The 26,701-nt window shown below is 68.2% G+C and carries 19 protein-coding genes; 11 read left to right on the top strand and 8 right to left on the bottom strand.

What is annotated here, in order from left to right:
• Window positions 1-119 precede the first annotated feature (119 nt).
• Window positions 120-1,151, top strand: coding sequence for a hypothetical protein (locus tag G9U51_RS07945; RefSeq protein ID WP_166195740.1), 1,032 nt, complete (start codon window positions 120-122; stop codon window positions 1,149-1,151).
• Window positions 1,152-1,420: 269 nt separating this feature from the next.
• On the opposite strand, the gene G9U51_RS07940 is transcribed toward G9U51_RS07945, so the two are convergent.
• The 5 genes from G9U51_RS07940 to G9U51_RS07920 form a co-directional block, all read right to left on the bottom strand.
• Window positions 1,421-2,380 (bottom strand): electron transfer flavoprotein subunit alpha/FixB family protein, encoded by a 960-nt coding sequence (locus G9U51_RS07940; RefSeq protein ID WP_166195739.1) that lies wholly within the window; start codon window positions 2,378-2,380, stop codon window positions 1,421-1,423.
• 18 nt (window positions 2,381-2,398) lie between these two features.
• Window positions 2,399-3,178: an electron transfer flavoprotein subunit beta/FixA family protein gene (locus tag G9U51_RS07935; RefSeq protein WP_166195738.1), complete on the bottom strand. Its 780-nt coding sequence runs from the start codon at window positions 3,176-3,178 to the stop codon at window positions 2,399-2,401.
• A 103-nt stretch (window positions 3,179-3,281) separates the two neighbouring features.
• The gene (locus tag G9U51_RS07930) at window positions 3,282-3,815 is read right to left on the bottom strand and encodes a DUF1129 domain-containing protein (protein ID WP_166195737.1); all 534 of its coding nucleotides are present in this window, start codon (window positions 3,813-3,815) and stop codon (window positions 3,282-3,284) included.
• Between the two features lie 58 nt (window positions 3,816-3,873).
• Complete coding sequence (locus G9U51_RS07925; protein WP_328823379.1) at window positions 3,874-4,668, bottom strand: enoyl-CoA hydratase/isomerase family protein; 795 nt, start codon at window positions 4,666-4,668, stop codon at window positions 3,874-3,876.
• A complete protein-coding gene (locus G9U51_RS07920; RefSeq protein WP_174878650.1) occupies window positions 4,665-5,240 on the bottom strand; it encodes a hypothetical protein in 576 nt (191 codons plus the stop codon). Before G9U51_RS07920 ends, G9U51_RS07925 begins: the two co-directional genes overlap by 4 nt.
• Window positions 5,241-5,276: 36 nt before the next feature.
• Here G9U51_RS07920 and glgX point away from each other — a divergent pair, with 36 nt between their 5' ends.
• Window positions 5,277-7,418 (top strand): glycogen debranching protein GlgX, encoded by a 2,142-nt coding sequence (gene glgX / locus G9U51_RS07915; RefSeq protein WP_166195736.1) that lies wholly within the window; start codon window positions 5,277-5,279, stop codon window positions 7,416-7,418.
• A gap of 4 nt (window positions 7,419-7,422) precedes the next feature.
• Here glgX and G9U51_RS07910 read toward each other — a convergent pair whose 3' ends face one another.
• Window positions 7,423-7,830, bottom strand: a complete 408-nt coding sequence (locus tag G9U51_RS07910) for a hypothetical protein (RefSeq protein ID WP_166195735.1) — start codon at window positions 7,828-7,830, stop codon at window positions 7,423-7,425.
• Window positions 7,823-8,188, bottom strand: a complete 366-nt coding sequence (locus G9U51_RS07905; protein WP_166195734.1) for a hypothetical protein — start codon at window positions 8,186-8,188, stop codon at window positions 7,823-7,825. Before G9U51_RS07905 ends, G9U51_RS07910 begins: the two co-directional genes overlap by 8 nt.
• 116 nt (window positions 8,189-8,304) lie before the next feature.
• Here G9U51_RS07905 and G9U51_RS07900 point away from each other — a divergent pair, with 116 nt between their 5' ends.
• From G9U51_RS07900 to glgB, 6 genes are all read left to right on the top strand, one after another.
• Window positions 8,305-9,849: an FMN-binding glutamate synthase family protein gene (locus G9U51_RS07900; RefSeq protein WP_328823378.1), complete on the top strand. Its 1,545-nt coding sequence runs from the start codon at window positions 8,305-8,307 to the stop codon at window positions 9,847-9,849.
• The gene (locus tag G9U51_RS07895) at window positions 9,846-11,573 is read left to right on the top strand and encodes a thiamine pyrophosphate-dependent enzyme (RefSeq protein WP_166195732.1); all 1,728 of its coding nucleotides are present in this window, start codon (window positions 9,846-9,848) and stop codon (window positions 11,571-11,573) included. The genes G9U51_RS07900 and G9U51_RS07895 overlap by 4 nt, the downstream gene beginning before the upstream one ends.
• Before the next feature lie 137 nt (window positions 11,574-11,710).
• Window positions 11,711-14,263: a glycogen/starch/alpha-glucan phosphorylase gene (locus G9U51_RS07890; RefSeq protein ID WP_166195731.1), complete on the top strand. Its 2,553-nt coding sequence runs from the start codon at window positions 11,711-11,713 to the stop codon at window positions 14,261-14,263.
• Window positions 14,264-14,554: 291 nt separating this feature from the next.
• The gene (locus G9U51_RS07885) at window positions 14,555-16,546 is read left to right on the top strand and encodes an alpha-1,4-glucan--maltose-1-phosphate maltosyltransferase (RefSeq protein ID WP_166196178.1); all 1,992 of its coding nucleotides are present in this window, start codon (window positions 14,555-14,557) and stop codon (window positions 16,544-16,546) included.
• Window positions 16,547-18,271: a maltose alpha-D-glucosyltransferase gene (gene treS / locus G9U51_RS07880; protein WP_166195730.1), complete on the top strand. Its 1,725-nt coding sequence runs from the start codon at window positions 16,547-16,549 to the stop codon at window positions 18,269-18,271.
• A 3-nt stretch (window positions 18,272-18,274) separates the two neighbouring features.
• Window positions 18,275-21,961, top strand: a complete 3,687-nt coding sequence (gene glgB, locus G9U51_RS07875) for a 1,4-alpha-glucan branching protein GlgB (protein WP_166195728.1) — start codon at window positions 18,275-18,277, stop codon at window positions 21,959-21,961.
• Between the two features lie 4 nt (window positions 21,962-21,965).
• On the opposite strand, the gene G9U51_RS07870 is transcribed toward glgB, so the two are convergent.
• Window positions 21,966-22,997 (bottom strand): questin oxidase family protein, encoded by a 1,032-nt coding sequence (locus tag G9U51_RS07870; RefSeq protein WP_166195726.1) that lies wholly within the window; start codon window positions 22,995-22,997, stop codon window positions 21,966-21,968.
• A gap of 195 nt (window positions 22,998-23,192) precedes the next feature.
• Between G9U51_RS07870 and G9U51_RS17065 the strand changes: the two genes are divergently transcribed.
• From G9U51_RS17065 to G9U51_RS07855, 3 genes are all read left to right on the top strand, one after another.
• Window positions 23,193-24,098, top strand: coding sequence for a peptidase inhibitor family I36 protein (locus tag G9U51_RS17065; protein ID WP_207948145.1), 906 nt, complete (start codon window positions 23,193-23,195; stop codon window positions 24,096-24,098).
• 112 nt (window positions 24,099-24,210) lie between these two features.
• Window positions 24,211-25,854, top strand: coding sequence for a phosphoglucomutase (alpha-D-glucose-1,6-bisphosphate-dependent) (gene pgm, locus G9U51_RS07860; RefSeq protein WP_166195724.1), 1,644 nt, complete (start codon window positions 24,211-24,213; stop codon window positions 25,852-25,854).
• Between the two features lie 21 nt (window positions 25,855-25,875).
• A complete protein-coding gene (locus G9U51_RS07855) occupies window positions 25,876-26,445 on the top strand; it encodes an AAA family ATPase (protein ID WP_166195721.1) in 570 nt (189 codons plus the stop codon).
• The last annotated feature ends 256 nt before the right edge of the window (window positions 26,446-26,701 follow it).

Raw genomic sequence — 26,701 nt, 5'->3', positions numbered from 1 at the left:
AAGGCGGCTCACCGACCGGCCCGCACGGCGTTCCGGCGGACTCCCGGCGCGGCCGGCGAGCCGATTTGCCAGACTTGGCCACCGACTCGCCCCGTCACCCGATCAGCCGAAGGACCCCGATGACCTCCCGACGTGTCCGCAGCGCCGCGGTGGCGTGCGCCGTCGCAGCCCTGTCCGCCTGCTCCTCCCCCGGCGCGGCGCCGTCCTCCACGTCGGTGCAGCCGACCCCGACGAGCGCGACGAATTGCGCCGGCGGGAAGGCCCCGGCATACCGCGGTGGACAGACGGCGTATGACGCCCCCGCACCGGTCGAGCAGACCAAGGCGCTGGAGGCGCAGGCGTCCGAGCCGGCGATGACGAGCACGCCCTCGCGGCGCGAGGGCTACCGGATCGCGCAGGTGAAGGTCAGCGCGAAGGTGCGCACCAACGGCATCTTCGGGGTCGAGCCGGGCAACTTCGTGCTCGTCGACGGCTCGGGCAAACGATGCGAGCAGCCGGCGACCAACCCGCTGCCCAACGCGTTCTCGGTGCTGCAGGTGGACGAAGCCACGACCGGGTCGGGCACCGTCGCCTTCCTCGTGCCGGCCGAGGCGAACCTGTCCGATTACACCGTGTACTACCTCCCGCGGCCGGACGCGAGCACCGCCACCGCCGCCTGGTCCGGCAGCGGCACCGCCCCAACGGTCGCCACCCAGACCGCCTGCTCGACCACCAAGTCGCAGGTCACCTCCGACGGCGTGACCGCGCACGACTTCGGCACGCCCTTCACCGCCGGCGACAGCGTCGTGTCCCAGGTCGTGACGCCGAGCAAGCCGACGATGCGCACCCTGCCGCCCAGCGCCAAGCAACCGAATGACGTTACCGGCGTCGCGATCGACGTCACCGTGCAGGCCAAGGGCGCCGAAGGTTTCGTCGAGCGCTCGCAGTTCGAGTTGATCGACACCGCCCGCAACCGGTGCGGTTACAGCGCGCTCGGCAGCGACGGTGAGACCCTCACCAATGCGCTGGTGCCCAAGGATAAGTCGCAGAAGTTCACGCTCATCTTCTGGACTCCGAAGGGCAGCACCGTGCACTCCTGGATGCTGCTGTACGTGCCCGACCCCAAGAGCCGCAAGGCCACCGCGGCCTGGTGGATGAAGACCGGCCAGTAAGCCGACGGGAGTTGGGGCGAGGCTGAGACCTCAGACTCCGCGCCGATCGCCCAGTTGGGCGTTTTGCGCCAGCCGCACCACCCACACCCGACGCCGATCGCCCAGTTGGGCGTTTTGCGCCAACCGCACCACCCAGGCCCGACCCCGATCGCCCAACTGGGCGTTTTGTGAGAACAACACCGCCGCCCACCCCAGTCGTGGGGTGGGCGGCGGTGATTTCGGCGGGGCTCAACCGACAACACAGCCGGGTGAGCGTCGAGGGCGAGCGGTCAGCCGTTCTTGGCGGACTTGATCGCCTCGGTCGCCTGCGGCAACACCTGGAACAGGTCACCGACGACACCGAAGTCGACCAGCTCGAAGATCGGTGCCTCCTCGTCCTTGTTGATCGCGACGATCGTCTTGGAGGTCTGCATGCCGGCCCGGTGCTGGATGGCGCCGGAGATGCCCGCCGCGACATACAGCTGGGGCGAGACCTGCTTGCCGGTCTGACCGACCTGGTTGCTGTGCGGATACCAACCGGCGTCGACCGCGGCGCGCGAGGCACCGACGGCGGCGCCGAGGGTGTCGGCGAGCGCCTCGACCGGCGAGAAGTCGCCGGAGGTGCCACGGCCACCGGAGACCACGATGGCGGCCTCGGTCAGCTCAGGGCGACCGGACTTCTCCTTCGGCTTGGTCTCGGTGATCTTGGCGCCCTTGGCGGCGTCGGAGACGGTGACCTCGACCGGCACCGGGGTGGCGGACGCCTGGGCGGCGGTCGGCGCGGTCACATTGGGCTTGACGGTGATGATCGGCGTGCCCTGGGTGACCTTGGAACGGGTGGTGTATGACGCCGCGAAAGCCTGCTTCAGCACGTTCACCGCGCCGTCGGCGACCTCGACCCCGGTGGCATCGGTGATGACGCCGGAGTTGAGCTTGATCGCGAGGCGGCCGGCGGCCTCCTTGTAGTGCGCCGTCGTCGGCAGCAGGATCGCAGCGGGCTGCGCCTGCTCGGCGATGGTCGCGAGGGCTTCCGCCAGCGGGGCGACGAGATAACCGGTGACATCGGGGTTGTCCACGACATACACCTTCTCGGCGCCGAACTGCGCGAGCCGCGGGCGCGCCGCGTCGACATTGGAGCCGACGAAGACGGCGGACGGCGTGCCGATCTCACGGGCGATCGTGAGCAACTCGGCAGTGGTCTTCTTCACCTGTCCGTCGGTGTGATCCACCAGGACGAGAACTTCAGCCATGTCGAATCTCCTTGTGGCTCAGACGAACTTGTGGGTGGACAGGAACTCGGCGAGCTTGGTGCCACCGTCGCCCTCGTCGGTGACGACCTGGCCCTGCTCACGCGGCGGGCGGGCCTCGAAGGACTCCACCTGCACCCACGCGTTGTTCAGGCCGACCTGGCCCGCGTCGACACCGAGGTCGCCGAGCGACCAGGTCTCGACCGGCTTCTTCTTGGCGGCCATGATGCCCTTGAAGGACGGGTAGCGCGGCTCGTTGGTCTGGTCGGTGACCGACACCAGCGCGGGCAGCGAGGCCTCGATGGTCTCCGAGGCGGTGTCGCCGTCGCGACGCCCGGTCACGGTCGAACCGTTGACCTCCAGGCTGGAGACCAGCGTGACCGCCGGCAGGCCGAGGCGCTCGGCGACCATCGTCGGGACGATGTTCATCAGCCCGTCGGTCGAGCCCATGCCGGTGAGGATGAGGTCGGGCTGGCCGATCTTCTTGATCGCCTCGGCGAGCAGCAGCGAGGTCGCCACGGCGTCCGAGCCGTGGATCGCGTCGTCGCTGATGTGCACGCCCTTGTCGGCGCCCATCTGCAGGGCCTTCTTCACCGCCTCGGCAGCCTCGTCCGGGCCGATGGTCACTACGGTGACCTCGCCCTCGCCGGCCTCGACCAGCTTGAGCGCCTCTTCCACCGCGTACTCGTCGAGCTCGGAGAGCAGCCCGTCGACGCCCGCGCGGTCGGTGGTCTTGTCGTCGGAGAACGTCCGGTCGCTCTGGGCGTCCGGGACGTACTTGACGCACACGACGATGTTCATAGTTCGCCTGTCCTGTCGTCGCTGTATGACGCGGCCTGTCGGCCGCCTTGCATGGGTCTCACCCTACGTGGCCAAGTTACCCGTGAGTACGGGACCCGGCAGATCAGGAGTAACGCGCCCAGATGATCAGCATGCCGACCAGCGTCAGCAGCACGATCAGCCAGGGCGCGATCTTGTTCAGGAACAGCTGCCGGCCGGTCGGCTTCTGGCCCGGGTCGAGCGCATACACGTCGGCCCGCGAGCCGAGCACGACATCGGTGATCGCGGCGCCGAGCGTCAGGATCAGGCCGATCACGAAGGGGACCACGGGCGACATACCGAGCAGGGAATCAACCTGGCGGCGCATGCCGGTCCAGCCCCACAGGGTGAGGAACATGCCGATCAACCCGACGATCTGCAACACGATCGCGCGCGCCCGGCTGGCCTTGGCCGCCTGGGTGCCGGGCAGCACGATGCCCTCGGCGTATTTCTCCGGGTCGCCGAAGAGCTCCCGTGCCGGCTTGCCCTTGGCCAGGCACTCCTGGTCAACACCCGAGAGCGCCCCATTGATGGCGTGCCCGTCGGCGCCGCGCCGGGTGAGCGCCGCCACGAAGGGCTCCTGCCACTCGGGCTCGATATTCCATTTCTTGGTGGTCACGTCCGCGCTTTCCTTCCGCCGATTCTCCGCGCGCAGCCTAGCGGTCGTATGCCGATCGTCAGCGGCCTTCGAAGGAAGCCTTCCCCGGGCCGTTCTCGATGAAGGAGGTCATGCCGATCTCCCGGTCCTTGGTGGCGAACAGTCCGGCGAACAGCATGCTCTCGATCCCGAGGCCGGTGCCGAGGTCGCCGTCGAGCCCTCGGTCGATGGCTTCCTTGGCGGCGCGCAGCGCGACGGCCGGGCCGGTGAGGAAGGGCGCGACCTTGGCCTTGGCGGCCTCGAGCGCCGCGCCGGGCTCGGCGATCTGGTCGACCAGCCCGATCCGCTCGGCCTCGGCCGCATCGATCATCCGGCCGGTGAAGATCAGGTCCTTGGCCCGGGCCGGGCCGACCAGGCGGGCCAGCCGCTGGGTGCCGCCCGCACCCGGGATCAGGCCCAGCAGGATCTCGGGCTGCCCGAGCTTGGCGTCGCTCGCCGCCACCCGGAAGTCGCAGGTGAGCGCGAGTTCGCAGCCGCCGCCGAGCGCATAGCCCTCGATCGCGGCGACGGTCGGCACGGGGATCCGCGCCACCGCGGTGAAGCATTCGGAGAGACGACCGGAGCGCCGGACCATGTCGACATACGACATCTCCCGCATCTGCTTGATGTCGGCGCCGGCGGCGAAGACCTTCTCCCCTCCCCAGACGATCACCCCGCGCACGGCCGGGTCGGCCGACAGGGCGGCGGCCGCGGCGGCCAGGCCCTCCTGGACCTCGTCGTTGAGCGCGTTCATCTTCGGGCGGTCGACCCGAAGGACGGCGAGCCCGTCGGTCACCTGGGTGCTGACGAACTCGCCGTAGGACGCGTCGGTCACGCCCGGCCCTCGGGACCCTCAGCGCCCGGCTGGGTCTGCGGCAGGATGTCGCCGGCTTCGGCGGGGTCGGCGGTCGCGGCGTGCGGACCGCCCGAGGTCACCGACTGGTGCCACAGGCCGACCGCGTGCAGCACCATGCCGGTCGTGGACTGCACCAGCATCGGCAGGTCGGAGCCGTCGTTGATGAGGTGTTCGCCCATGACGACGAGGTTGCCGTTGGCGATGCCGCACTTGATGATGTTGAGACTCAGGGTGACGTCGTTGGCGGCCAGCAGGTGCACCTGCACGTCCTGGGGCAGTTCGTCAGAGATCTGCCACTGGCCGAAGATGCGGATCACCGCGGGCTGGCCGGCCTCCTGGCTCTCGACCACGCGGGCGAAGAGCTGGTTGCCTTCGACGCGGTAGCTGACGTCGTCGTCGACGTCGATCTCGGGGCGGAAGCCGTCCTGCTGGAGCACGGCCACCACCTGGTCGCGCACGGGCGTCGCACCGGGGGCTCCGTTGGAGTTCGGACCGGACGGCTGGCCACCGCCCTGGGGGGAGAAATTGGGCAGTGAAGTCGGATCAGTCATACGGCCAACGTAATGCACTCCCGTAGGTTGTGGCCCATGCCCACACCCTCGGTTGCGACTGTGCTGCGCTCGCTCGACGCCCCGCCGCCGCTCGGCGCGACGGCCTGTCCCACCGGCACCGAGTTCGGGGTGTATGCCGCCCACGCCACCGCGGTCTGGGTGTGCCTCTTCGACGAGCACGGCACCGAGCAACGCGTGCCCTTGGCTCAGCACGCGGGCGGCGTCTGGGGCGGTCATGTCGAAGGGGTCGGTCCCGGGGAGCGCTACGCCTTCCGCGCCGACGGTCCGTGGGCGCCGCGCGAGGGTCACCGCTACAACCCGGCCAAGCTACTGCTCGATCCCTACGGCCGGGCGATCGAGAGCGAGGTGCAGTGGTCGCCGGAGGTCTTCGGCCACCAGGTGGATGACTCCTTCGCCGGTGACGACACGATCATCGACCAGCGCGACAGTGCGGCCAAGATGCCCCGCAATGTCGTGATCGACCCCGGCTTCGACTGGGGTGCCGACGCGCGCCCGCACGTCGGGTGGGACCGCACCGTGCTCTACGAGACCCACGTGCGCGGCCTGACGATGACCAATCCCGATGTGCCCCAACACCTTCGAGGCACGTATGCCGGGGTCGCGCATCCCGCGACGATCGCTCACCTGCACCGGCTCGGTGTCACCTCGGTCGAGTTGCTGCCGGTCCACGCGTCCACCGACGAGCCGCGCCTGGCACAGTCCGGCCGCACGAACTACTGGGGTTACAACACCCTCGGCTTCTTCGCCCCGCAGGCGAGGTATGCCGCCGCCTCCGATCCGCAGGGTGTGATCGATGAGTTCAAGGGCATGGTCAAGCTGCTGCACGCCGCCGGCATCGAGGTGATCCTCGATGTGGTCTACAACCACACCGCGGAGCAGTCCGCGCCGGCCGGCGCGACCCTGTCCTGGCGGGGGCTGGACGCCGCGGAGTATTACCGCTTGGACGAGCGCGGCGCCGACATCGACGTGACCGGTTGCGGCAACAGCGTCGACACCGCCCAGCATCCGACGCTGCAATTGGTCCTGGACTCGCTGCGCTATTGGGTCACCGAGATGCATGTCGACGGCTTCCGGTTCGACCTGGCGGTCACCCTCGGCCGGGGCGCGGACGACTTCTTCACCCCCGATCACCCCTTCTTCGCCGCGCTGCGCACCGACCCGACCTTCTCGGGCGTCAAGCTCATCGCCGAGCCGTGGGATCTCGGCCCGCACGGCTGGCGCACCGGCCAGTTCCCCTCGCCCTGGGCGGATTGGAACGACCGTTTCCGCGATTGCGCGCGCACCTTCTGGGTGGCCGACCTCGGCGCCGTCACCTCCGGGCAGAGCGGCCACGGCGTCGCAGAGCTGGCGACCCGCATTGCGGGATCTCCGGACGTCTTCGCCAGCCGGTCGCCCCTGGCCTCGGTCAACTTCGTCACCGCGCACGACGGCTTCCCGCTGGCCGACCTCACGGCATACGACAGCAAGCACAACGAGGCCAACGGCGAGGACAACCGGGACGGCTCCAACGACAACCGGTCGTGGAACTTCGGGGTCGAGGGGCACGACGGGGCGAGCAAGGATGTCCAGACGATGCGGCGGCGGGCCGGGCGCAACCTGCTCGCGACGTTGCTGCTGTCCAGCGGTGTGCCGATGCTGCTCGGTGGCGACGAGCTTCGCCGCACCCAGGGCGGCAACAACAACGCCTACTGTCAGGACAACGAAACCAGTTGGTATGACTGGCAACTCGACGATCAGGACCAGGCGCTGATCGACACGACGGCGTTCTTGATCGAGCTGCGAGCAGCCCACCCGGTGCTGCGGCAGCGCAGCTTCTTCCCCGGTGATCCGATCGAGGGTGACGAGCTCGCGGCGCTGCACTGGCACAACATCGGCGGCGAGCTGATGAGCACGCTGGAGTGGCAGAACCCCGCGACCCGCACCGTTCAGGCAGTCTTCGACGGCACCGACATCGGTGACACCCAACTGCTGCTGGTGCTGCACGGCGATGTGACCGAGGCGCAGATCACGCTGCCTGCCGCGCAGAACGTCACGGCATGGAAACTGTTGTGGGACAGCGCATGCGAGCGTCCACAGGACGTGCCGAGCACGCAACTGCCGGTCGGCGGCAGCTACCCGATGCGCGCTGCCAGCTTCGCCGTCTTCGCTGCTGGCTGACCGATCAGCGCGAGCGTCGCAGCCACCAGAGGCCGACGATCGGGAGCACCAGCGGGACATAGCCGTAGCCCTGGCCGAACTTGCTCCACACCGTCGTGTCGCTGTTCGAGCCGGGGGCGACGAAGGCGGACGGGTCGGCATACGACCAGATGCCGACGGCGAGGACGCCGAGCAGCTCGATGCTGATTGTGACGAGCGCGACCCGAGCGCTGGTGCGGTCGCCGCGGGCGAGCGCGACGGTGGCGACCAGATAGATCACCGCGGCGACGGCGGACAGCACGAACGGCATCGGTGGGTGGGGCCAGGTCTGCGAGATCTGCAGCACCGAACGCCCGGTCGCGGCCAGCGCGAAGAGTCCGTAGACCGCCACGAGGACCCGGCCGAAGCCGCGCCCGGTCGCGCGCTCAGGCATGCCCGCCCCACAACTGCACCAACCGCACCACCATCACCATGAGGCCGAGCGTAGCGACCAGCAAAACCCCTGTGCCCCAACGGGTTTCGCGCTCCGCGAAGGACCAGAAGGCTGCCACCGGCAGCACGAGCACCATGCCGGCGAGGTAGGCGATGAAGACCGCGTGCGACATCCGGGCACTCGAGCCGTGGATGCGCGCGATGCCGGTGACTAGCTGCACGATGAGCAGCACCTCGGCCAGACAGGCGAGGTAAAACAACGGGTTGTCGATGGCGCGGCTGCGCAGCGTGAGCCAGCCGCTCCAGCCTGCCAGGGCGGCGAGAGCGACGAAGATCGCGATGGTCAGGGGGTCGAACACGGCCGCCATCCTACGAAGGACCCGGTTTCCAGGGAGTTCCCAGGCCAGTTGCGCCCCATGGGCGGTCCGCGCCACCGACAGTGGGAGGACCACCCGTCCGACGAGGAAGGCCATCCGTGGGAGCCAAGTCCGCCCTCGGTGCGCTCGGCGCTGCCGCCGCAGCCCTGACCGCACACGACCTGATCCAAAAGAAGCACTCGGTGCTGCGCAACTACCCGGTCGTCGGGCACCTGCGCTATCTGCTCGAAGACATCCGGCCCGAGCTGCAGCAGTACTTCATCGAGCGCAACTGGGATGGCCGGCCCTTCGACCGCGACACCCGCACGATCGTCTACGAACGAGCCAAGGGCATCCACGGCGAGCAGGCCTTCGGCACCGAGCGCGACGTGAATCAGCCGGGCTACGAGTACCTCATCCACTCCACCGCGCCGCTCGATCCGCCCAAGGAGGAGCACCGGGTGATGGTCGGCGGTCCGGACTGCTCCAAGCCCTACTCGATGTCGCTGCTCAATGTCTCCGCGATGAGCTTCGGAGCGTTGTCCGCCAACGCGATTCGAGCCCTCAACAAGGGTGCGGCGATGGGCGGCTTCGCGCACGACACCGGTGAGGGCGGGCTGTCGTCATACCACCGGGAAAACGGAGGTGACCTGGTCTGGGAGGTGGGTTCGGGCTACTTCGGCACCCGCACCAAGGACGGCGACTTCGACCCGGACGAGTTCGCCGAGAAGTCACAGATCGACCAGGTCAAATGCGTGTCCCTCAAACTCAGCCAGGGCGCCAAGCCCGGCATCGGCGGAGTGCTGCCGGCCGCGAAGGTGACCAAGGAGATCGCCGAGATCCGCGAGGTGCCGCAGGGCCAGAAATGTGTCAGCCCGTCGGCCCACAAGGTGTTTCGCACCCCGGTCGAGTTGATCGAGTTCATCGCCAGGATGCGCGAACTGTCGGGTGGCAAACCAGCCGGCTTCAAATTGTGCGTCGGCTCGCGGATGGACGTGCTGGCGATCTGCAAGGCGATCCTCCAGGTCGGCACCGCACCGGACTTCATCATCGTCGACGGGTCCGAGGGCGGGACCGCCGCCGCGCCCCAGGAGTATGAGGACCACGTCGGTATGCCGCTCACACACGGGCTGATGACGGTGCACAACGCGCTCGTCGGCACCGGGCTGCGCGACCGCATCCGGATCGGCGCGAGCGGCAAGGTCGCGACCGGCAGCGACATCGTCAAGCGCCTGATCCAGGGCGCTGACTACACCAACGCCGCCCGCGCGATGATGATGGCGGTCGGCTGCATCCAGGCCCAGCAGTGCCACACCGATCACTGCCCGGTCGGGGTCGCGACCCAGAGTCATCGTCGAGCCCGAGCGCTCGACGTCGGCGACAAGAGCGAACGGGTCAAGCGGTTCCACGAGGCGACGGTGCAGCAGGCGGCCCAGATCATCGGCTCGATGGGAGCGCACGCCCCTGCCGAGCTCACCCCGCACCTGCTGCGGATCAACCTGTCCGAGACCGAATCCCGTTCCTACGCAGAGCTCTACGAGTGGCTGGAACCTGGTGAACTGTTGGCCGAGGCGCCACAGTCCTGGGCTGCGGACTGGAACGCCGCCCGCGCCGACAACTTCCTGCCGGCGACCCACCACCTCCGGGGAGGCATTACGCCATGACCACCGTCGCTCGCATGATCGTCGACGCTCTCGCCACACAGGGCGTGCGCCAGGTCTGGGGCGTGGTCGGCGACGCGCTCAACCCGGTCACCGACGCGATCCGCACCGACGACCGGATCGAGTGGATCGGCGTCCGGCACGAGGAAGCCGGCGCCTTCGCCGCGTCCGCCCAGGCGCAACTCACCCAAGACCTCGCGGTCTGCATGGGCACCGTCGGGCCGGGCGCGATTCACCTGCTCAACGGCCTGTATGACGCCAAGAAGTCGCACGCGCCCGTCCTGGCGATCACCGGGCAGGTCCCGCTGGAGGAACTCGGCACCGACTTCTTCCAGGAGGTCGACAACGACCTGCTGTTTCGGGATGTGTCGGTCTTCTGCCGCACGGTGACCTCACCCGACCAGATGCCGGCCCTGCTCGAGCAGGCGGTCAATGCGGCGATCACCCGGCGCGGCGTGGCCGTGCTGACGCTGCCCGGCGACGTGGGCTCCAAGGACCTCCCGGACGGTGTCCGCACGCCCACCTTCGTGCGGCCGCCCCAACCGCAGGTCGCCCCGGCGGACCAGGTCGCCGACGCTGCCTCGGCTATTGCCCAGGCCGACAAGGTGACGCTGCTCGTGGGCTGCGGTGCGCTCGACGCGCGCGACGACGTGCTCGCCCTGGCCGACCGTCTCAAGGCGCCAATGGTGTTGTCGCTCAAGGCAAAACCGGTCCTCGAGCATGACAACCCCTACCAGGTCGGGCAGTCCGGGCTGATCGGCAACCGGGCCGCCGCCAAGGCGCTGCACGAGGCCGACCTGCTGGTGATGGTCGGCACCGACTTCCCCTACCGCGAGTTCTATCCGAAGGGCACGCCGGCTGTGCAGATCGACGTGCGCGGCGAGCACATCGGCCGCCGCCACCCGATCGCGCACCCGGTGGTCGGCGACGCCGGGCGCACCGTGCGGGCGATCCTGGCCGCGCTGCCGCAGAAGGACAAGCGCTCGGACAAACACCTGCGCAAGTGCGTCTCGGAGTACGAGGACTGGGTCAAGGACCAGCGCTCGCTCATCCGTGGGCCCGGACGCACCAGCGTCGTCGGCCGCGTGCGGCAGGTCTTCGAGAACCCGCACCGCCGCATCCGCCCCGAGTTGCTCGCCGCCACCGTCGATGAATATGCCGCCGACGACGCGGTCTTCACCAGTGACACCGGTATGTCGACCGTCTGGCTCTCGCGGTTCGTCACCATGCGCGGGACTCGCCGGATGGTCGGCTCCTACAACCTCGGCTCGATGGCCAACGCCATGCCGCAGGCGCTCGGCGCCAGCGCGCTCGACCGGTCGCGCCAGGTCATCGCCTTCTGCGGCGACGGCGGCCTGATGATGCTGCTCGGCGACCTGCGCACCGCGGTCACCTTCAACCTGCCGGTGGTCTTCGTGGTCTTCGACAACGGCCGCCTCGGCATGGTCAAGCTCGAACAGGAACAGGGCGGGCTGCCCGAGTTCGGCACCGAGCTGGACAACCCCGACCTGGCCGCCGTCGCCACGTCACTCGGCCTCCAGGCCGAGCGGGTCACCGAGGAGAGCGAGCTGGCAGGTGCGGTGCAGCGGGCGGTGGCCAGCGGGTCGCCATACCTGCTGGACGTGGTGACCAATCCGGACGAAGTGGCCGTGCCCGCGCAGGTGACCCTGTCGCAGGGCTGGGGCTTCGCGATCGCCAAATCCAAGGAGATGCTCGAAAGCCGCTGAGCCACACCGGCGGTGACCACCGTCACACGCGGCGGGGCAGCTTTGCGGTCAGGCTCCCCGTGCGGGCAGACTCATTCCTCGGGGTGGCCGACTCCGGCTGCCCGGAGCCAGCCAAAACCCACGGAGCGACCACACCGATGAGCGACGACGCCAGCAACGGCTTCACGACCGACGAGCTGCAGACCACCGACGTCCACCGCGTCGGGCCGACCCTGCCGGTCAGCAGCGAACTGGCGGCCGGCCCGGTCGAGCCGCCCGCCTCGACGGTGGAGGGGTTCATCGAGGCGTTCCTGCGGGAGCTGAACTACGGCCAGGGTGTGCTGCTGTCGCGCTCGACGATCAACGACCAGTACCTCGCGCTGGCCCGCACCGTGCGGGAGTACCTGATGGCGGGCTGGCTGGAGACCGGTGCGCTGCGCCGCGAGGGCGACCGCAAGATCGTCGGCTACCTGTCCGCGGAGTATCTGCTCGGTCGGCAGCTCGGCAATGCGCTGCTCGCGACCAACCTGCAGGACATCGCCGAGGAGGCCATGCGCCGGTGTGGCATCGACATCGCCGCATTGCGTGCCCAGGAGATCGAGCCGGGCCTGGGCAACGGCGGTCTCGGCCGGCTGGCGGCCTGCTTCGTCGACTCGCTGGCGACGATGGACGTGCCGTGCATCGGCTACGGCATCCGCTACGAATACGGCATCTTCCGCCAGACCTTTGAGAACGGCCGGCAGGTCGAGGTGCCGGACTCGTGGCTGGCGCTGGGCAGCCCGTGGGAGTTCCCGCACCCCGAGCGGCAGGTGCGCGTCGACTTCGGCGGGCACACCGAGAAGTGGACCGACGACCAGGGCCGCGAGCGCACCCGGTGGGTGCCGGGCTGGAATGTGCTCGGCATCCCGTATCACCACATGGTGCCGGGCTTCCGCAATGGGACCGTCAACACGCTGCGCCTGTGGAGCGCCAAGGCGACCCAGGCCTTCGACCTGCAGATCTTCAACTCCGGTGACTACGCCACCGCGGTGCGCGCGCAGACCTTCGCCGAGAACATCTCCAAGGTGCTCTACCCCGAGGACTCCACGCCGCAGGGCAAGGAGTTGCGCCTGCAGCAGCAGTACTTCTTCGTGGCCTGCTCGCTGCACGACTTCATCGCCAACACGCTGCCCAAGGACTTCGACCTGCGGCAGCTGCCCGAGCGGATCATCTTCCAGCTCAACGACACCCACCCGGTCATCGCCATACCGGAGTTGATGCGAATCCTGGTGGATATCAAGGGTTTTGACTGGGACGAAGCGTGGGACATCACCCGCCGCTGCTTCGCCTACACCTGCCACACGCTGCTGCCCGAAGCGCTCGAGGTGTGGTCGGTGGAGCTGCTCGGCCGGTTGCTGCCGCGCCACCTGGAGATCATCTACCAGATCAACGAGCTGTTCCTGGAGGAGGTGCGCCAGGCCTTCCCCGGCGACGAGATGCGGGCCCGCCGGATGTCGATCATCGCCGAGCACCCGGAGCGGTCGGTGCGGATGGCCTATCTCGCCACCATCGGCTCGGCCAAGGTCAACGGCGTCGCCGAACTGCAGTCACAACTGTTGCGCGACAAGGTGTTGCCGGACTTCTCCGAATACGAGCCGGCCAAATTCACCAATGTCACCAATGGCGTCACCCCGCGCCGGTTCATCTATCTCGCCAACCGCCGCCTGTCCAACCTGATCACCGACACGATCGGCTCGGAGTGGGTCACCGACCTGGACCGACTGCGCGAACTCGAGCCGTATGCCGACGACGCGGGCTTCCGCGCCGAGTTCGCCGCGGTGAAGCAGGCCAACAAGGAGCGGCTCTTCCGGCTGCTGAGCGTCCGTGACGGGTTGGAGTTGCCGCAGCACGCGATGCTGGACGTGCTGGTGAAGCGGTTGCACGAGTACAAGCGACAGACCTTGAAGTTGCTGCACATCGTCTCGCTCTACGAGGACGTCATCTCCGGCACGGTGGCGATCGATCAGGTGGTGCCGCGGACGTTCATCTTCGGCGCCAAGGCTGCCCCCGGTTATCACCTGGCCAAGGAGATCATCTTCTTGATCAACTCGGTCGCCGCCACGATCAACGCCGACGAGCGGGTCAAGGGTGTGCTGTCGGTGGCCTTCCCGGCCAACTACAACGTGACGCTCGCCGAGAAGATCATCCCGGCCGCCGACCTGTCCGAGCAGATCTCGCTCGCCGGCAAGGAGGCGTCCGGCACCGGCAATATGAAGTTTGCGCTCAACGGCGCGCTGACGATCGGCACCGACGACGGCGCGAATGTCGAGATCCGCCAGCTCGTCGGCGACGACAACTTCTTCCTCTTCGGCATGACCGAACCGGAGGTCGAGGCGCTGCACGCCCGGGGCTACAACCCGGCGGAGTACTACGAGTCCAACGACAAGCTGCAGCGCACGATCAACCTCATCGCCAGCGGTCACTTCACCGACGGGGACCGGGCGTTGTCGGCCCAGGTGGTCGACAATCTGGTCACCCAGGACCCGTTCATGGTGCTCGCCGACTTCCAGTCCTATCTGGATGCGCAGGCTCGGGTGGACGCGGCATACCGCGACCCGGAGCGGTGGACCCGCTCGGCGATCCTCAATGTGGCCCGCAGCGGCTTCTTCTCCAGCGACCGGTCGATGCGCGACTACCTCGACCGCATCTGGCTCTCATCGCCGGTTGAGTAAGAGGCGAGGCACGAGCCCCGCGTCGAAACCGCACCTCGCCGGTTGAGTAAGGGGCGAGGGACGAGCCCCGCATCGAAACCGCACCTCGACCCTGGGTGGGTTTCGACGCGGGCTCCTTCGTCGCCCTTGCTCAACCACCGAAGCTCCGCTCGCTCAGGACGGCGCTCAACCAACGGGAGGGTTTCGACAGGCGTCGCGGCTACGACGCAGAGCGCCGGTCCGTGTAGCGTCGGTCCGGTGACGGATCAGCACTCCCCCACGCGATCAACCACGCCCACCCCCGACCTGAATATGGACGCCTCACCACGCCCGATCGGCCGCATTCCCGTGCAGGATGTGCAACCGATCGTCGACGGTGGAGCCCTGCCGACCACGTCGGTGGTCGACGAGCCCTTCGAGATCAGCGCCACGGTCTTCCGCGAGGGCCACGACGCGGTCAATGCGACGCTCGTGCTCACCGACCCCGACGGCGCCGAGACCGCGTTGCCGATGACCTGCACCAACCCCGGCCTGGACCACTGGGTGCGCACCGTCGAGGCGCCGACCGAGGGGCGCTGGACCTTCCGGGTCGAAGGCTGGTCGGACCCTTATGGCACCTGGGAACACGACGCCACCATCAAGGTGCACGCCGGCGTCGACACCGAGCTGATGCTCGAAGAAGGTGCCCGCGTGCTCGAGCGCGCCCTGCGGGAGGTCGACCACACCGACGCCGACCGCACCACCCTCGAACAGGCCGTCACGACCCTGCGCGACACCGATCAGGACGCCCTCGCCCGCCTGCACGGTGGCACCGACGAGGCCGTCGCGGAGGTGATGCACCGCGCACCGCTGCGCGACAGCGTGAGCCCGTCGCCGACATACCTCTGGCTGGTCGAACGCGAGCGGGCACTCACCGGCGCGTGGTACGAGATCTTCCCGCGCTCGGAGGGCGCGCATGTCGACCCCGCGACCGGCAAGTGGGTGAGCGGCACCTTCCGCACCGCGGCGAAGCGGCTGCCGGCGATCGCCGCGATGGGCTTCGATGTCGTCTACCTGACCCCGGTCCACCCGATCGGCGAGGTCAACCGCAAGGGCCCCAACAACACTCTGACCGCCGGCCCGGACGACCCCGGCTCGCCCTACGCGATCGGGTCCAAGGACGGCGGCCACGACGCGCTGCACCCCGACCTCGGCGATTGGGACGACTTCGATTTCTTTGTGGCACAAGCGAAAGCGAACGGCTTGGAGGTGGCGCTCGACATCGCTTTGCAGTGCGCGCCGGACCATCCGTGGGTGACCGAACACCCGGAGTGGTTCACCACCCGCGCCGACGGCACGATCGCCTTCGCCGAGAATCCGCCGAAGAAGTATCAGGACATCTACCCGCTGAACTTCGACAACGATCCCGAGGGCATCGACGCCGAGATGCGTCGGGTGATCCAGGTCTGGATCGACCACGGCGTCAAGATCTTCCGGGTCGACAACCCGCACACCAAGCCGGTGGAGTTCTGGCAGTGGCTGATCGACGATGTCGCCGCCGATCACCCCGACGTGATCTGGCTCGCCGAGGCGTTCACCCGCCCCGCGATGATGCACACCCTGGCCAAGATCGGCTTCCAGCAGAGCTATACCTATTACGCCTGGCGCAATGACGCCAAGGAACTGCGGGAGTATGCCGAATCCCTCGCCACCGAGTCGGCGCACTACATGCGTCCGTCCTTCTGGCCGACGACGCACGACATCCTCACGCCCTACATGCAGTTCGGCGGCCCGACCGCATGGAAGCTGCGCGCCGCGCTCGCCGCGACCCTGGTGCCGACCTACGGCATCTACGCCGGTTACGAGCTGCAGGAGCATGTCGCGCGCCCGGGCGCCGAGGAACAGATCGACAACGAGAAGTACGAGTACAAGAACCGGCACTGGGAGGACTACGAGCCGAGCGGGCCGAAGTATGGCGAGTCGCTCGCGCCATATCTGACCAAGCTCAACGCGATTCGCCGCGACCACCCCTCGCTGGGGTTGTTGCGCAACCTGCGCTTCCATGAGGCCGATGACGACCAGCTGCTCGTCTTCTCCAAGCGCCGCGGCGACGACACGATCATCGTGGTCGCCAACTGCGACCCGCATTCCACCCGCGAGTCGTGGATCCACCTCGATCCGGAGGAGCTCGGGCTGCAGCCGGGTGAGGGCTTCATCGCCCACGACCTGATCACCGACGCCGAATGGCATTGGGGCGAGCACAACTGGGTGCGCCTCGGTGTCGACGCCGAACCGATCCACATCGTCCACGTCCGGAGGTTCTGAGTGACGACGCAAGGCTTCAACCTGCACCAACCGGGCCTGCGCCATGACCCTCAGTGGTTCCGCAAAGCAGTGTTCTACGAAGTGCTGGTGCGCGCCTTCGGCGACTCCACCGGCAATGGCACCGGCGACTTCACCGGGCTGACCAACCGGCTGGACTACCTGCAGTGGCTCGGCGTCGACTGCCTGTGGTTGCCGCCGTTCTACGCCTCCCCGTTGCGCGACGGCGGTTACGACATCGCCGACTACAAGGCGGTCCTGCCCGAGTTCGGCACGCTGCCGGAGTTCCAGGAGCTGGTCGCGCAGGCGCACGCACGCGGCATACGGATCATCACTGATCTGGTGATGAACCACACGAGTGACCAGCACCCGTGGTTCCAGGCCTCGCGCTCGGACCCGGAGGGTCCGTATGGCGACTACTACACCTGGTCCGACACCGACGACAAATACACCGAGGCGCGGATCATCTTCATCGACACCGAGGTGTCGAACTGGACCTTCGACCCGGTGCGGCGGCAGTTCTTCTGGCACCGCTTCTTCTCCCACCAGCCGGATCTCAACTACGAGAACCCGAAGGTCAAGGAGGAGATGTTCGACGTCGTCCGGTTCTGGATGGACATGGGCATCGACGGTTTCCGCCTGGACGCCGTGCCCTATCTGTTCCAGGAGGAGGGCCACAACGGCGAGAACCACCCGCGCACCCACGAGTTCCTCGCCGAGCTGCGTGCGATGGTCGACGAGGAATACCCCGGGCGGGTGCTGCTCGCCGAGGCCAACCAGATGCCGCACGAGGTGGTCGACTACTTCGGCACGCCGGACGCCCCGGAATGCCACATGTGTTTCCACTTCCCGGTGATGCCGCGGCTGTTCTACGCGCTGCGGGCGGAGAAGGCGACGCCGATCGTCGACGTGCTCGGTGAGACCCCGCAGATCCCGCCGGGCACCCAGTGGGGCACCTTCTTGCGCAACCACGACGAGCTCACCCTCGAGATGGTGACGCCGGAGGAGCGGGCCGCGATGTACGGGTGGTATGCCCCCGACTCGCGGATGCGCGCGAATGTCGGCATCCGTCGTCGCCTCGCCACGTTGCTCGACAACAGCCGGGCCGAGACCGAACTCATCCACGCGCTGCTGCTGTCGCTGCCCGGGTCGCCGTGCCTTTACTACGGCGACGAGATCGGGATGGGTGACAACATCTGGCTCGAGGACCGCGACGCGGTGCGCACGCCGATGCAGTGGACCCCGGACCGCAACGCCGGATTCTCCACCGCGGACCCCGGAAAGCTTTATCTGCCAGTCGTTTCCAGCCTCGTCTACCACTACAACAATGTGAACGTCGAAGCGCAGATGGCGACCTCGTCGTCGTTGCTGCACTGGCTGCGGGAGATGCTGTCCATCCGGTCGCGCTATCCCGTCTTCGGTCTCGGCGACTTCCGCATCGTCGACTCCGACAACGAGGCGATCTTGAGCTTCACCCGGTCGATCACCGCCGACGAGGCCGACGAAGCCGAGACCGAGACCCGGCACGTGCTGTGCCTGACCAATCTGTCCAGCCGTCCGCAGTCGGTCACCGTCGCGCTGCCGCCGGAGTATGCCGGAGCGCGCGTGCGCGATCTGTTCGGCGGCTCGCGCTTCCCGACGATCGACGACGACGGGACCGCCACCTTCACGCTGGGCTCGCGCGACTTCTTCTGGTTGTCGTTGCGCCCCACCGGAAGCGAGGAGTGAGTTATGGCCATCGTGCACCGGGCGACGCTGAACCCCAGCAAGCGCGCCCTCGTCCAGGACTGGATCGGCGAACAGCGTTGGTATGTCGGCAAATCCGGCGAGCCGTCGCTGCGCCCGATCGGCAGCTACCGCTTCGACGACCCCGACGGTGAGGTCGGGCTCGAGGTGAGTTTCCTGCTCGATGAGTCCGGCAAGACCCCGACGCTCTACCAGGTGCCGCTCACCTATCGGGCCGAGCCGCTGGCCGGGGCCGAGGCCGCGCTGATCGGCACGTCCGAGCACTCCGTGCTCGGCACCCGTTATGTGTATGACGGCTGCCACGACCCGGTCTTCGCCGCCGCCTTGCTGCACACCATCCTGACCGGCGCCTCGCAGGCCGAGATGCAGTTCGCCCCCGGCACCGAAGGTGTCGCTGCCGGACCGCTGCCGCCGACGGTGCGGGTGCAAGGCAGCGGGTCACGCGAGCGCACCCTCCCCAGGATCACCGGCAGCCGCGTGCTGAGTGGCGAGCAGTCCAACACCTCGATCATCATCGACACCGAAGCCGAGGACGGCACGCCAAAACCGTTGATTGTCAAGGTTTTTCGCGTCCTGCAGGATGGGCTCAACCCTGACGTGCAGCTTCAGTCAGCCCTATCGGCTGCAGGCAGCGACCGAGTGCCGACCACCGTCGGGCACCTGACCGGTCAGTGGCCGGACGAGCGGATGCCGACCGGCAATGCCGCGGGACACCTGGCCTTCGCCCAGGAGTTTCTGCCCGGTGTGCGGGACGCCTGGCGCGAGGCCTTGGACGCCGCCCGCGACGACACCGACTGGTCGGAGCCCGCGCGCATGCTGGGCCGCGCGACCGCCGAGGTGCACCGCACCCTCGCCCGTGCGCTGCCGACCGTTGAGCCGTCGCCGTCGCGCATCGCCGCGCTGCTGGCCGGCATGCGGGCCCGCTTCGAGGACGCGTGCGACGCCAGCCCCACGGTCGCGCAATATCGCGAGGGCTTCCACGCCCTGCTGGAGGATGCGCAGGATGCGAAATGGCCTGCGATGCAACGCATTCACGGCGATTACCACCTCGGTCAGGTGCTCGACGCTCCGCACCGCGGTTGGGTGCTGCTGGACTTCGAGGGTGAGCCGCTGCGGCCGCTCGCCGAGCGCAGCGAACTCGACAGCCCGTTGCGGGATGTCGCGGGCATGCTGCGGTCCTTCGACTATGCCGCTGCCTCCGTCGAGGGCGACCGCGCCCAGTGGGCCGCCCATTGCCGGCACGCCTTCCTGGAGGGATACGCCGCACTCGCCGGCATCGACCTGGCTGAGCATCAGCCGGTGCTCGACGCCTTCGAGGCCGACAAGGCGGCATACGAAGTGACCTATGAGGCCGCCAACCGGCCGAGCTGGCTGCCGATCCCCCTCGGCGCGCTCGGAAACCTGTTGCGCGCCAACGCTCCTCGCCGCCCGGGCGCCACCGCGCTGCCCCGGCCGAAGAACACCGAACCGCCGCACCCGGGCATCGACCCAGGCATCGCCGACTCGATTCTCGCGGGCACGCACACCGATCCGCACAGCGTGCTGGGCGGTCAGACGGACGCGCACGGTGCCTACGTGCGCACCTTCCGCCCGATGGCAGCGAAGGTGCACGCGACGATGCCCGACGGCGCCCGTGTCGAGCTGCGGCACGACCACGAGGGCTTCTGGTCCGGCCGGCTGCCCGGCCGTGAGGTGCCCGACTACCGCATCGCCACGGACTACGGCGACGGCTACGAGCATGTCGCCGACGATCCCTACCGCTTCCTGCCCAGCCTCGGCGAGATGGACCTGCACCTCATCGGTGAGGGGCGCCACGAAGAACTGTGGACCGTCCTCGGCGCGCACGTGCGCCGGTATGACGGCCCGCAGGGTCAGGTGACCGGCACGTCGTTCGCAGTCTGGGCGCCAAATGCGTTGGGCGTCAGGGTGATTGGCGACTTCAACCAGTGGGACGGTTATGCCCACCCGATGCGCCGACTCGGCGGCACCGGCGTCTGGGAGATCTTCGTCCCCGACGTCGGGGCGGGCACGCGCTACAAGTTCAACGTGCTGTGCGCCGACCACGTCTGGCGGGCCAAGGCCGACCCGATGGCGCGGTTCAGCGAGACCGCCCCCTCCACCGCATCGATCGTCACCGAGTCGCACTACGAGTGGGGCGATGCGGCATGGATGGAGCAGCGTTCGCACCGCGACCCGCACGACGGGCCGATGAGCATCTACGAGGTGCACCCCACCTCGTGGCGCCAGGGACAGTCCTACGACGAGCTGGCCGAGCACCTGGTCAACTACGTCAAGGACCTCGGCTTCACCCACGTCGAGTTCATGCCGATCATGGAGCATCCTTACCCGCCGTCCTGGGGTTATCACGTCACCGGCTACTACTCGCCGAACTCGCGGATGGGCGACCCCGACGGCTTCCGCCGGTTGGTGGATACCTTGCACCGCAACGGAATTGGCGTGATCCTCGACTGGGTCCCGGGCCACTTCGCCACCGACGAGTGGGCGCTTGCGCGCTTCGACGGGACACCGCTGTACGAGCACCCCGACCCGCGCCGCGGCTGGCACAAGGAGTGGGGCAGCTACATCTTCGACTTCGGTCGGCCGCAGGTGCGCAACTTCCTGGTCGCCAACGCGCTCTACTGGCTGCAGGAGTTCCACGCCGACGGGCTGCGCGTCGACGGCGTCGCCTCGATGCTCTATCTCGACTATTCGCGCAACCCTGGTGAGTGGGTGCCCAATATCTACGGCGGCCGCGAAAACCTCGAGGCCGTGCGGTTGCTGCAGGAGACGAACGCCACGGCATACCGCCGATCCCCCGGCACGGTGATGATCGCCGAGGAGTCGACGTCGTGGCCCGGCGTCACCCGCCCGACCTCGGCCGACGGGCTCGGCTTCGGCTTCAAGTGGAATATGGGCTGGATGCACGACTCGCTCGACTATCTCGCCGAGTCCCCGATCAACCGGCAGTATCACCACCACAAGATGACCTTCTCGCTGGTCTATGCCTGGAGCGAGCAATATGTCCTGCCGATCAGCCACGACGAGGTGGTGCACGGCAAGGGTTCGCTGCTGCGCAAGATGCCCGGCGACCGCTGGGAGCAGCTGGCCAACCTGCGCGCGTTCCTCGGCTACATGTGGAGTCACCCGGGCAAACAGCTGCTCTTCATGGGCTCGGAGTTCGCGCAGGAGTCGGAGTGGGCCGACGGGCGCAGCCTCGACTGGTGGCTGCTGGACCAGCCGGCGCATTGGGGTGTCCACGCGCTGGTCAAGGATCTCAACCGGATCTACAAGGAACACCCGGCGCTGTGGGATCTCGACAACGACCCGAGCGGCTTCACCTGGCTGGACGCCGACGACAGCGCGGGCAACACCTTCTCCTATCTCCGCTACGGCCGGCCGGCCAAGGACGGCTCGCGCGACATCGTCGCCGCGCTGGTCAACCTCAGCGGCAGTGAGCATCGCGACGTGCGCGTCGGGCTGCCTCTTGCGGGTCGCTGGGACGAGGTGCTCAACACCGACGCCTCCGGGTATGGCGGTGGCGGCCGCGGCAATCTCGGTGCGGTCGAGGCGATCGAGGCGTCCGGCGACGACGCCCGCCAGGGCCAGCCGGCGGTGGCGACGGTGACACTGCCGCCGCTGTCGACGATCTGGCTGACCCCGGCGAAGGACTGAGGGGTTAGGCGTCGAGCTCGATCGCTCGCTGAGCAGCGGCGAGCGCATCGGCTGACCCGGTGCGCTGGTAGGAACGCACCGCCGTGTCGGCGAACTTGATGACGTGCTCACCACCGTGGGCGGCCGCGCTCTCGATGACCTCCTCGGGCGTTGCCGGCACCCGCTGCCCGCTGACTTCAGCCGCCGGGCGGTATGCCGCGACGACCGCGGCGGTCGCCGTCCACGCCGCCTCGAGGCTCGGCCGCTGGTGTTCGGGCCGCAGGAGAGGCATTACCCGAGCCACCGCGTTCGGCGCGGTGGCCGCATGCACGAGCATCGTCGGCTGACCGTGCCCGTGCGTGGCGTAGAAGGCCACCGCCGCGTCCGCGATCTGCTCGACCTTCGCTCGCTCCTGGCCCGGCTCCCCGGCCGCGAATTTGGCTGCCGCAGAAGCGAATTCGTCGTCCAGTTGGGCGATGCGAGACCGTATGCCGAACCGCTGGTCACCGACCGCGGGCACCCCGCTGATCGCCGCTGCCGGGTCAGCGCCACCCTGCGGACGGACCACCGGGACCGGCAACCAGCGGGCGGCCCAGTAGGCCAGCGCGTGTCCGAACTCCTCGATCCGTGGCTCGTTCTCAACCACCTCGAGCGCTGCGACGGCATGCCCGACGCGGATCACGCCATGGGTGGCGCCGGCCGCGATGCCGGGCAGCAGCCGCGGCCACCAGATGTCGAGAACGTCACGCCACGGTCGCTCGCGCACCTCACGCAGGAAGAAGTCGATCCAGTCGCCGGTGCGCAGCGGATCGCCCAGCGGGTCACGCCAGCCCTCCGGGGTGATCGGTGACAGCCCTCGCGGTCGCTCATCGAGCCGGTTGAGGTAGTCGTCGGTCCAGGCGTGGATCTGGGCGTCATGGCCGTTGCGTGCCAGCGCCTCGACCGCCATCGGGCCATGGTTGGACAACCAGCCCTCGAACTCGGGGCCGGTGCGGTGGAAGCGCTCGAGGGCTTCATCGAAGGGACCTTCGTGCGCGACTGCTTCGTCGATCGTCATAGCTGACAGCCAACTACCTCAAGCACGCTTGAGGTCAACCCGAGCGCCCGGCATACCGGATCTCGGATGATGAGAAGCAGCAAGCGGGTGGCACGAAAGTGGAACCGCACCGCCGGGCCCGCCGTCGGTCGTATGTCGCTGTCCCGCAAGGACATTGACCAAGGGGAAAGATCACACAACCAAGGGGAATTTGTCATGCGCTTTTCACTTCGCCGCACCACTGCACTCGTCGGCCTGTCCACAATCGCCGTTTCTGGCGGCTTCGTCGCCATCGCCCAGCAGTCACAAGCCGCCGGTCGTGACGGTGTCTGTGACGAGACCGAGGTGTGCTATTTCTACAACAGCGACCAGCAAGGATCCGTCTCCGATTTCACCCAGAGCCTGGACAACTACGGCTCGACCCAGCCGGACTGCTACGAGTTCAAGGGCGAGGGCGCCGGCCAAGGCCTGTGTGTGAAGAACAACGCCGCCTCCGTCTGGAACCGCAGCACCAAGCCGGTCACGATCTACTTCAACAGCGGCTTCGCCGGAGAGCAGCAGACGGTCGCGCCCGGTGAGCGGGTCAATCTCGTGCCCGCGTTGAAGAACAACAACGCCTCACATCGCTTCGTCGAGGGTGACCCGGCCCCGGCGCCGGCACCGCCGCCGGCTGACGGCTCGCAGGTCGACGGCACGATCTCCCGGGCCGAGGTGCTGGACCGGGCCAACGACTGGGTGAAGATCAACGTGCCCTACAGCATGAACGACCAGCACCCGGACCGGAACGGCCGCGACTACCGCACCGACTGCTCCGGCTTCGTGTCGATGGCCTTCCACACGTCCACCTCCTACAGCACCGTCAGCCTGCCCGACGTCGTCACGCCGATCAGCTGGGACGAGCTCAAGCCCGGTGACATCGTCGGAACGCTCGGCGGGGGCACCGGCGGCGCCGGCGGGCATGTGGTGATCTTCACCGGCTGGGCCGACGACGCCCACACCCGGTTCAACACCGTCGAGGAACGAGGTGGTGGCCACGGTGCCATCGCCTACACCCGTTCGGTCGATGAGACGGTCGGTGGAGTGCCGTTCAAGCCCTACCGCTACAACAAGATCGCCGACTGAGCTCGCCCGTCGACGCGCTCGGGTCTGCTCGCGCAGGCCCGAGCGCGTCATTGTCGGAGAAGGCCCGGCGGGAGGGCTGCCCCGAAGGTCAGGCGGCTGGTTGACTGGGGTCATGAGCAGCGATCGAGCCGGCCAGCCTGCCCGCCCCGAGGACCTCGTCGACGTCCCCCACCTGGTGACGTCCTATTACGCCGGCATCCCCGATCCGGAGAATGTCGACCAGCAGGTGGTCTTCGGCACCTCCGGCCACCGCGGATCCTCGCTCAACACCGCGTTCAACGAGCAGCACATCCTGGCGACCACCCAGGCGATCGTGGACTACCGGCGGTCGCAGGGCACCGACGGCACGCTCTTCCTGGGCCGTGACACCCACGGTCTGTCCGAGCCGGCGTGGGTCTCCGCCCTCGAAGTGCTCGCAGCGAATGACGTTGCGGTTGCTGTGGATTCGCGTGATGGCTACACGCCGACGCCGGCGGTCTCGCACGCCATCCTGCGCGCCAATCGCGGCCGCACGACCGGCAGCGGGCTGGCCGACGGCATCGTGGTGACGCCGTCGCACAACCCACCCTCGGATGGCGGTTTCAAGTACAACCCGCCGCATGGCGGACCGGCCGACAGTGACGCCACGAAGGTCATCGCCGCTGCGGCCAACGACTACCTGCGCGCGGGCCTCAAGGGGGTCAAGCGGGTGCCCTTCGCGAAGGCGCGCGCGGCAGCGTCGGCATACGACTTCATGGGGACCTATGTCGACGACCTGCCCAATGTCGTTGACCTGCAACGGATCAAGGACGCCGGGGCGCGGATCGGCGCCGACCCACTGGGCGGGGCGTCGGTCGCCTATTGGGCCGCGATCGCCGAACGGCACGGTCTCGACCTCACCGTCGTCAACCCCTTGGTGGACCCGACCTGGCGGTTCATGACGCTCGATTGGGACGGCAAGATCCGGATGGACTGTTCGTCGCCGGCCGCGATGGCGTCGCTCATCGCGCAGCGGGAGAAGTTCGACCTGGCGACCGGCAACGATGCCGACGCCGACCGGCACGGGATCGTCACGCCCGACGCCGGGCTGATGAACCCCAATCACTATCTGTCCGTTGCCATCGACTATCTGTATGGCGGCGCGCGGCCGGGCTGGTCGTCGGACCGGGTCGGCAAGACCCTGGTGTCGTCCTCGATGATCGACCGCGTCGTCGATTCGATCGGCGCCACGCTCTGGGAGGTGCCGGTCGGGTTCAAATGGTTCGTGCCCGGATTGCTCGACGGCTCAGTGGGTTTCGGCGGCGAAGAGTCGGCCGGTGCGTCCTTCCTGCGCATGGATGGCACCGTCTGGACGACCGACAAGGACGGCATCCTGCTCGCCCTGCTGGCCTCGGAGATCCTGGCCGCCACCGGTGAGACGCCGTCACAGCATTACGCGCGGTTGACCGAGAAGTTCGGCAGCCCGGCATACGCCCGCATCGACGCGCCCGCCAACCGTGAGCAAAAGGCCCGCCTCGCGGCGCTTTCACCCGACGACGTCACCGCGGATTCCGTTGCGGGAGAAGCGATTACCGCCAAGTTGACCAAGGCGCCCGGCAACGATGCGGCGATCGGCGGCCTCAAGGTGACGACCGAGAACGCGTGGTTCGCGGCCCGTCCGTCGGGCACCGAGGATGTCTACAAGATCTATGCCGAGTCCTTCCGCGGGCCCGACCATCTGGCCGAGGTCCAGTCCGCAGCGAAGGAGATCGTCTCGGCCACCCTCGGGGCGAGCTGAGCGTCGGGATAGGTTCGAGCGGTGACCGATGACGCGCCTCAGGAACCCAGCGGCCGCCTGTTCGTCATCTCCGGCGCGCAGGGCGTCGGCAAGACGACGATCGGCCGCGCGTTGGCGGAGGCGCTGACCAAGGCGGTCTTCATCGACGGCGACGACATCGGCAACCTGGTCGTGTCCGGCAAGGTGACGATGACCGAACCGCCGACCAATGACGGGCTGGAGCAGCTGTTCCTGCGGTATGCCGGGGCGCTCACCCTGGCCGAGGTCTACCGCTTCGCGGGCTTCGACGCGGTGATCGCCGACAACGTGTTTGGAGCGCATCTGGAGCACTTCCTCGACCTGGCCCAGCCGTCGCCGGTGCACTTCGTGATGCTGCGGGCGAGCATCGAGACGATCTACGGCCGGTCGACGCGGCGCGGCGGTGGTGGGGCCTACCGCGACGGGTTCACTGTCGAGCAGTGCTGGGAGGACGTCGAGGCCAGTCCGCGCGTTGGGCTCTGGCTCGACGTCGACAACCAGTCGGTGGCGCACACCGTGACCCAGATCCTGCGCCGCCAATCCGAAGCACTGATCGCACCGTCGGGGGCCTAAGCCGGCCCCGGCATACGGTCCAGTGTCCGCAGATCTGCCGCACCATTCGTGCGCACACGCGGACACAGCAAGCGAAAGGCGTTGCGCTGCACGTGGTTTCGACGCGCTCGCTCCTTCGTCGCTCGCTTGCTCAACCAGCTGTAAGTGTGTGGGTGGCTGGCCTGGGGCTGGCTGGCAGGGTAGGTGTTGGCTCTCGCGTGGTCTGTCTCATCAACCAGCTGACCCGGCCCGTGTGGTCGGTGTCTTTGCCTCGATT

The sequence above is a fragment of the Metallococcus carri genome, assembly GCF_011440275.1.
In the GTDB taxonomy this organism is placed as follows: domain Bacteria; phylum Actinomycetota; class Actinomycetes; order Actinomycetales; family Dermatophilaceae; genus Metallococcus; species Metallococcus carri.
The sequence above is the reverse complement of the archived record's forward strand: the minus strand, read 5'-3'. Positions and strand labels throughout refer to the sequence as shown.

Bases quoted from the DNA above. Each gene is read 5' to 3' on its own strand.
- G9U51_RS07945 (WP_166195740.1), top strand. From the start codon at position 120: ATGACCTCCCGACGTGTCCGCAGCGCCGCGGTGGCGTGCGCCGTCGCA.
- G9U51_RS07940 (WP_166195739.1), bottom strand. From the start codon at position 2,380: ATGGCTGAAGTTCTCGTCCTGGTGGATCACACCGACGGACAGGTGAAG.
- G9U51_RS07935 (WP_166195738.1), bottom strand. From the start codon at position 3,178: ATGAACATCGTCGTGTGCGTCAAGTACGTCCCGGACGCCCAGAGCGAC.
- G9U51_RS07920 (WP_174878650.1), bottom strand. From the start codon at position 5,240: ATGACTGATCCGACTTCACTGCCCAATTTCTCCCCCCAGGGCGGTGGC.
- glgX (WP_166195736.1), top strand. From the start codon at position 5,277: ATGCCCACACCCTCGGTTGCGACTGTGCTGCGCTCGCTCGACGCCCCG.
- G9U51_RS07910 (WP_166195735.1), bottom strand. From the start codon at position 7,830: ATGCCTGAGCGCGCGACCGGGCGCGGCTTCGGCCGGGTCCTCGTGGCG.
- G9U51_RS07895 (WP_166195732.1), top strand. From the start codon at position 9,846: ATGACCACCGTCGCTCGCATGATCGTCGACGCTCTCGCCACACAGGGC.
- G9U51_RS07890 (WP_166195731.1), top strand. From the start codon at position 11,711: ATGAGCGACGACGCCAGCAACGGCTTCACGACCGACGAGCTGCAGACC.
- G9U51_RS07885 (WP_166196178.1), top strand. From the start codon at position 14,555: ATGGACGCCTCACCACGCCCGATCGGCCGCATTCCCGTGCAGGATGTG.
- glgB (WP_166195728.1), top strand. From the start codon at position 18,275: ATGGCCATCGTGCACCGGGCGACGCTGAACCCCAGCAAGCGCGCCCTC.
- G9U51_RS07870 (WP_166195726.1), bottom strand. From the start codon at position 22,997: ATGACGATCGACGAAGCAGTCGCGCACGAAGGTCCCTTCGATGAAGCC.
- G9U51_RS17065 (WP_207948145.1), top strand. From the start codon at position 23,193: ATGCGCTTTTCACTTCGCCGCACCACTGCACTCGTCGGCCTGTCCACA.
- pgm (WP_166195724.1), top strand. From the start codon at position 24,211: ATGAGCAGCGATCGAGCCGGCCAGCCTGCCCGCCCCGAGGACCTCGTC.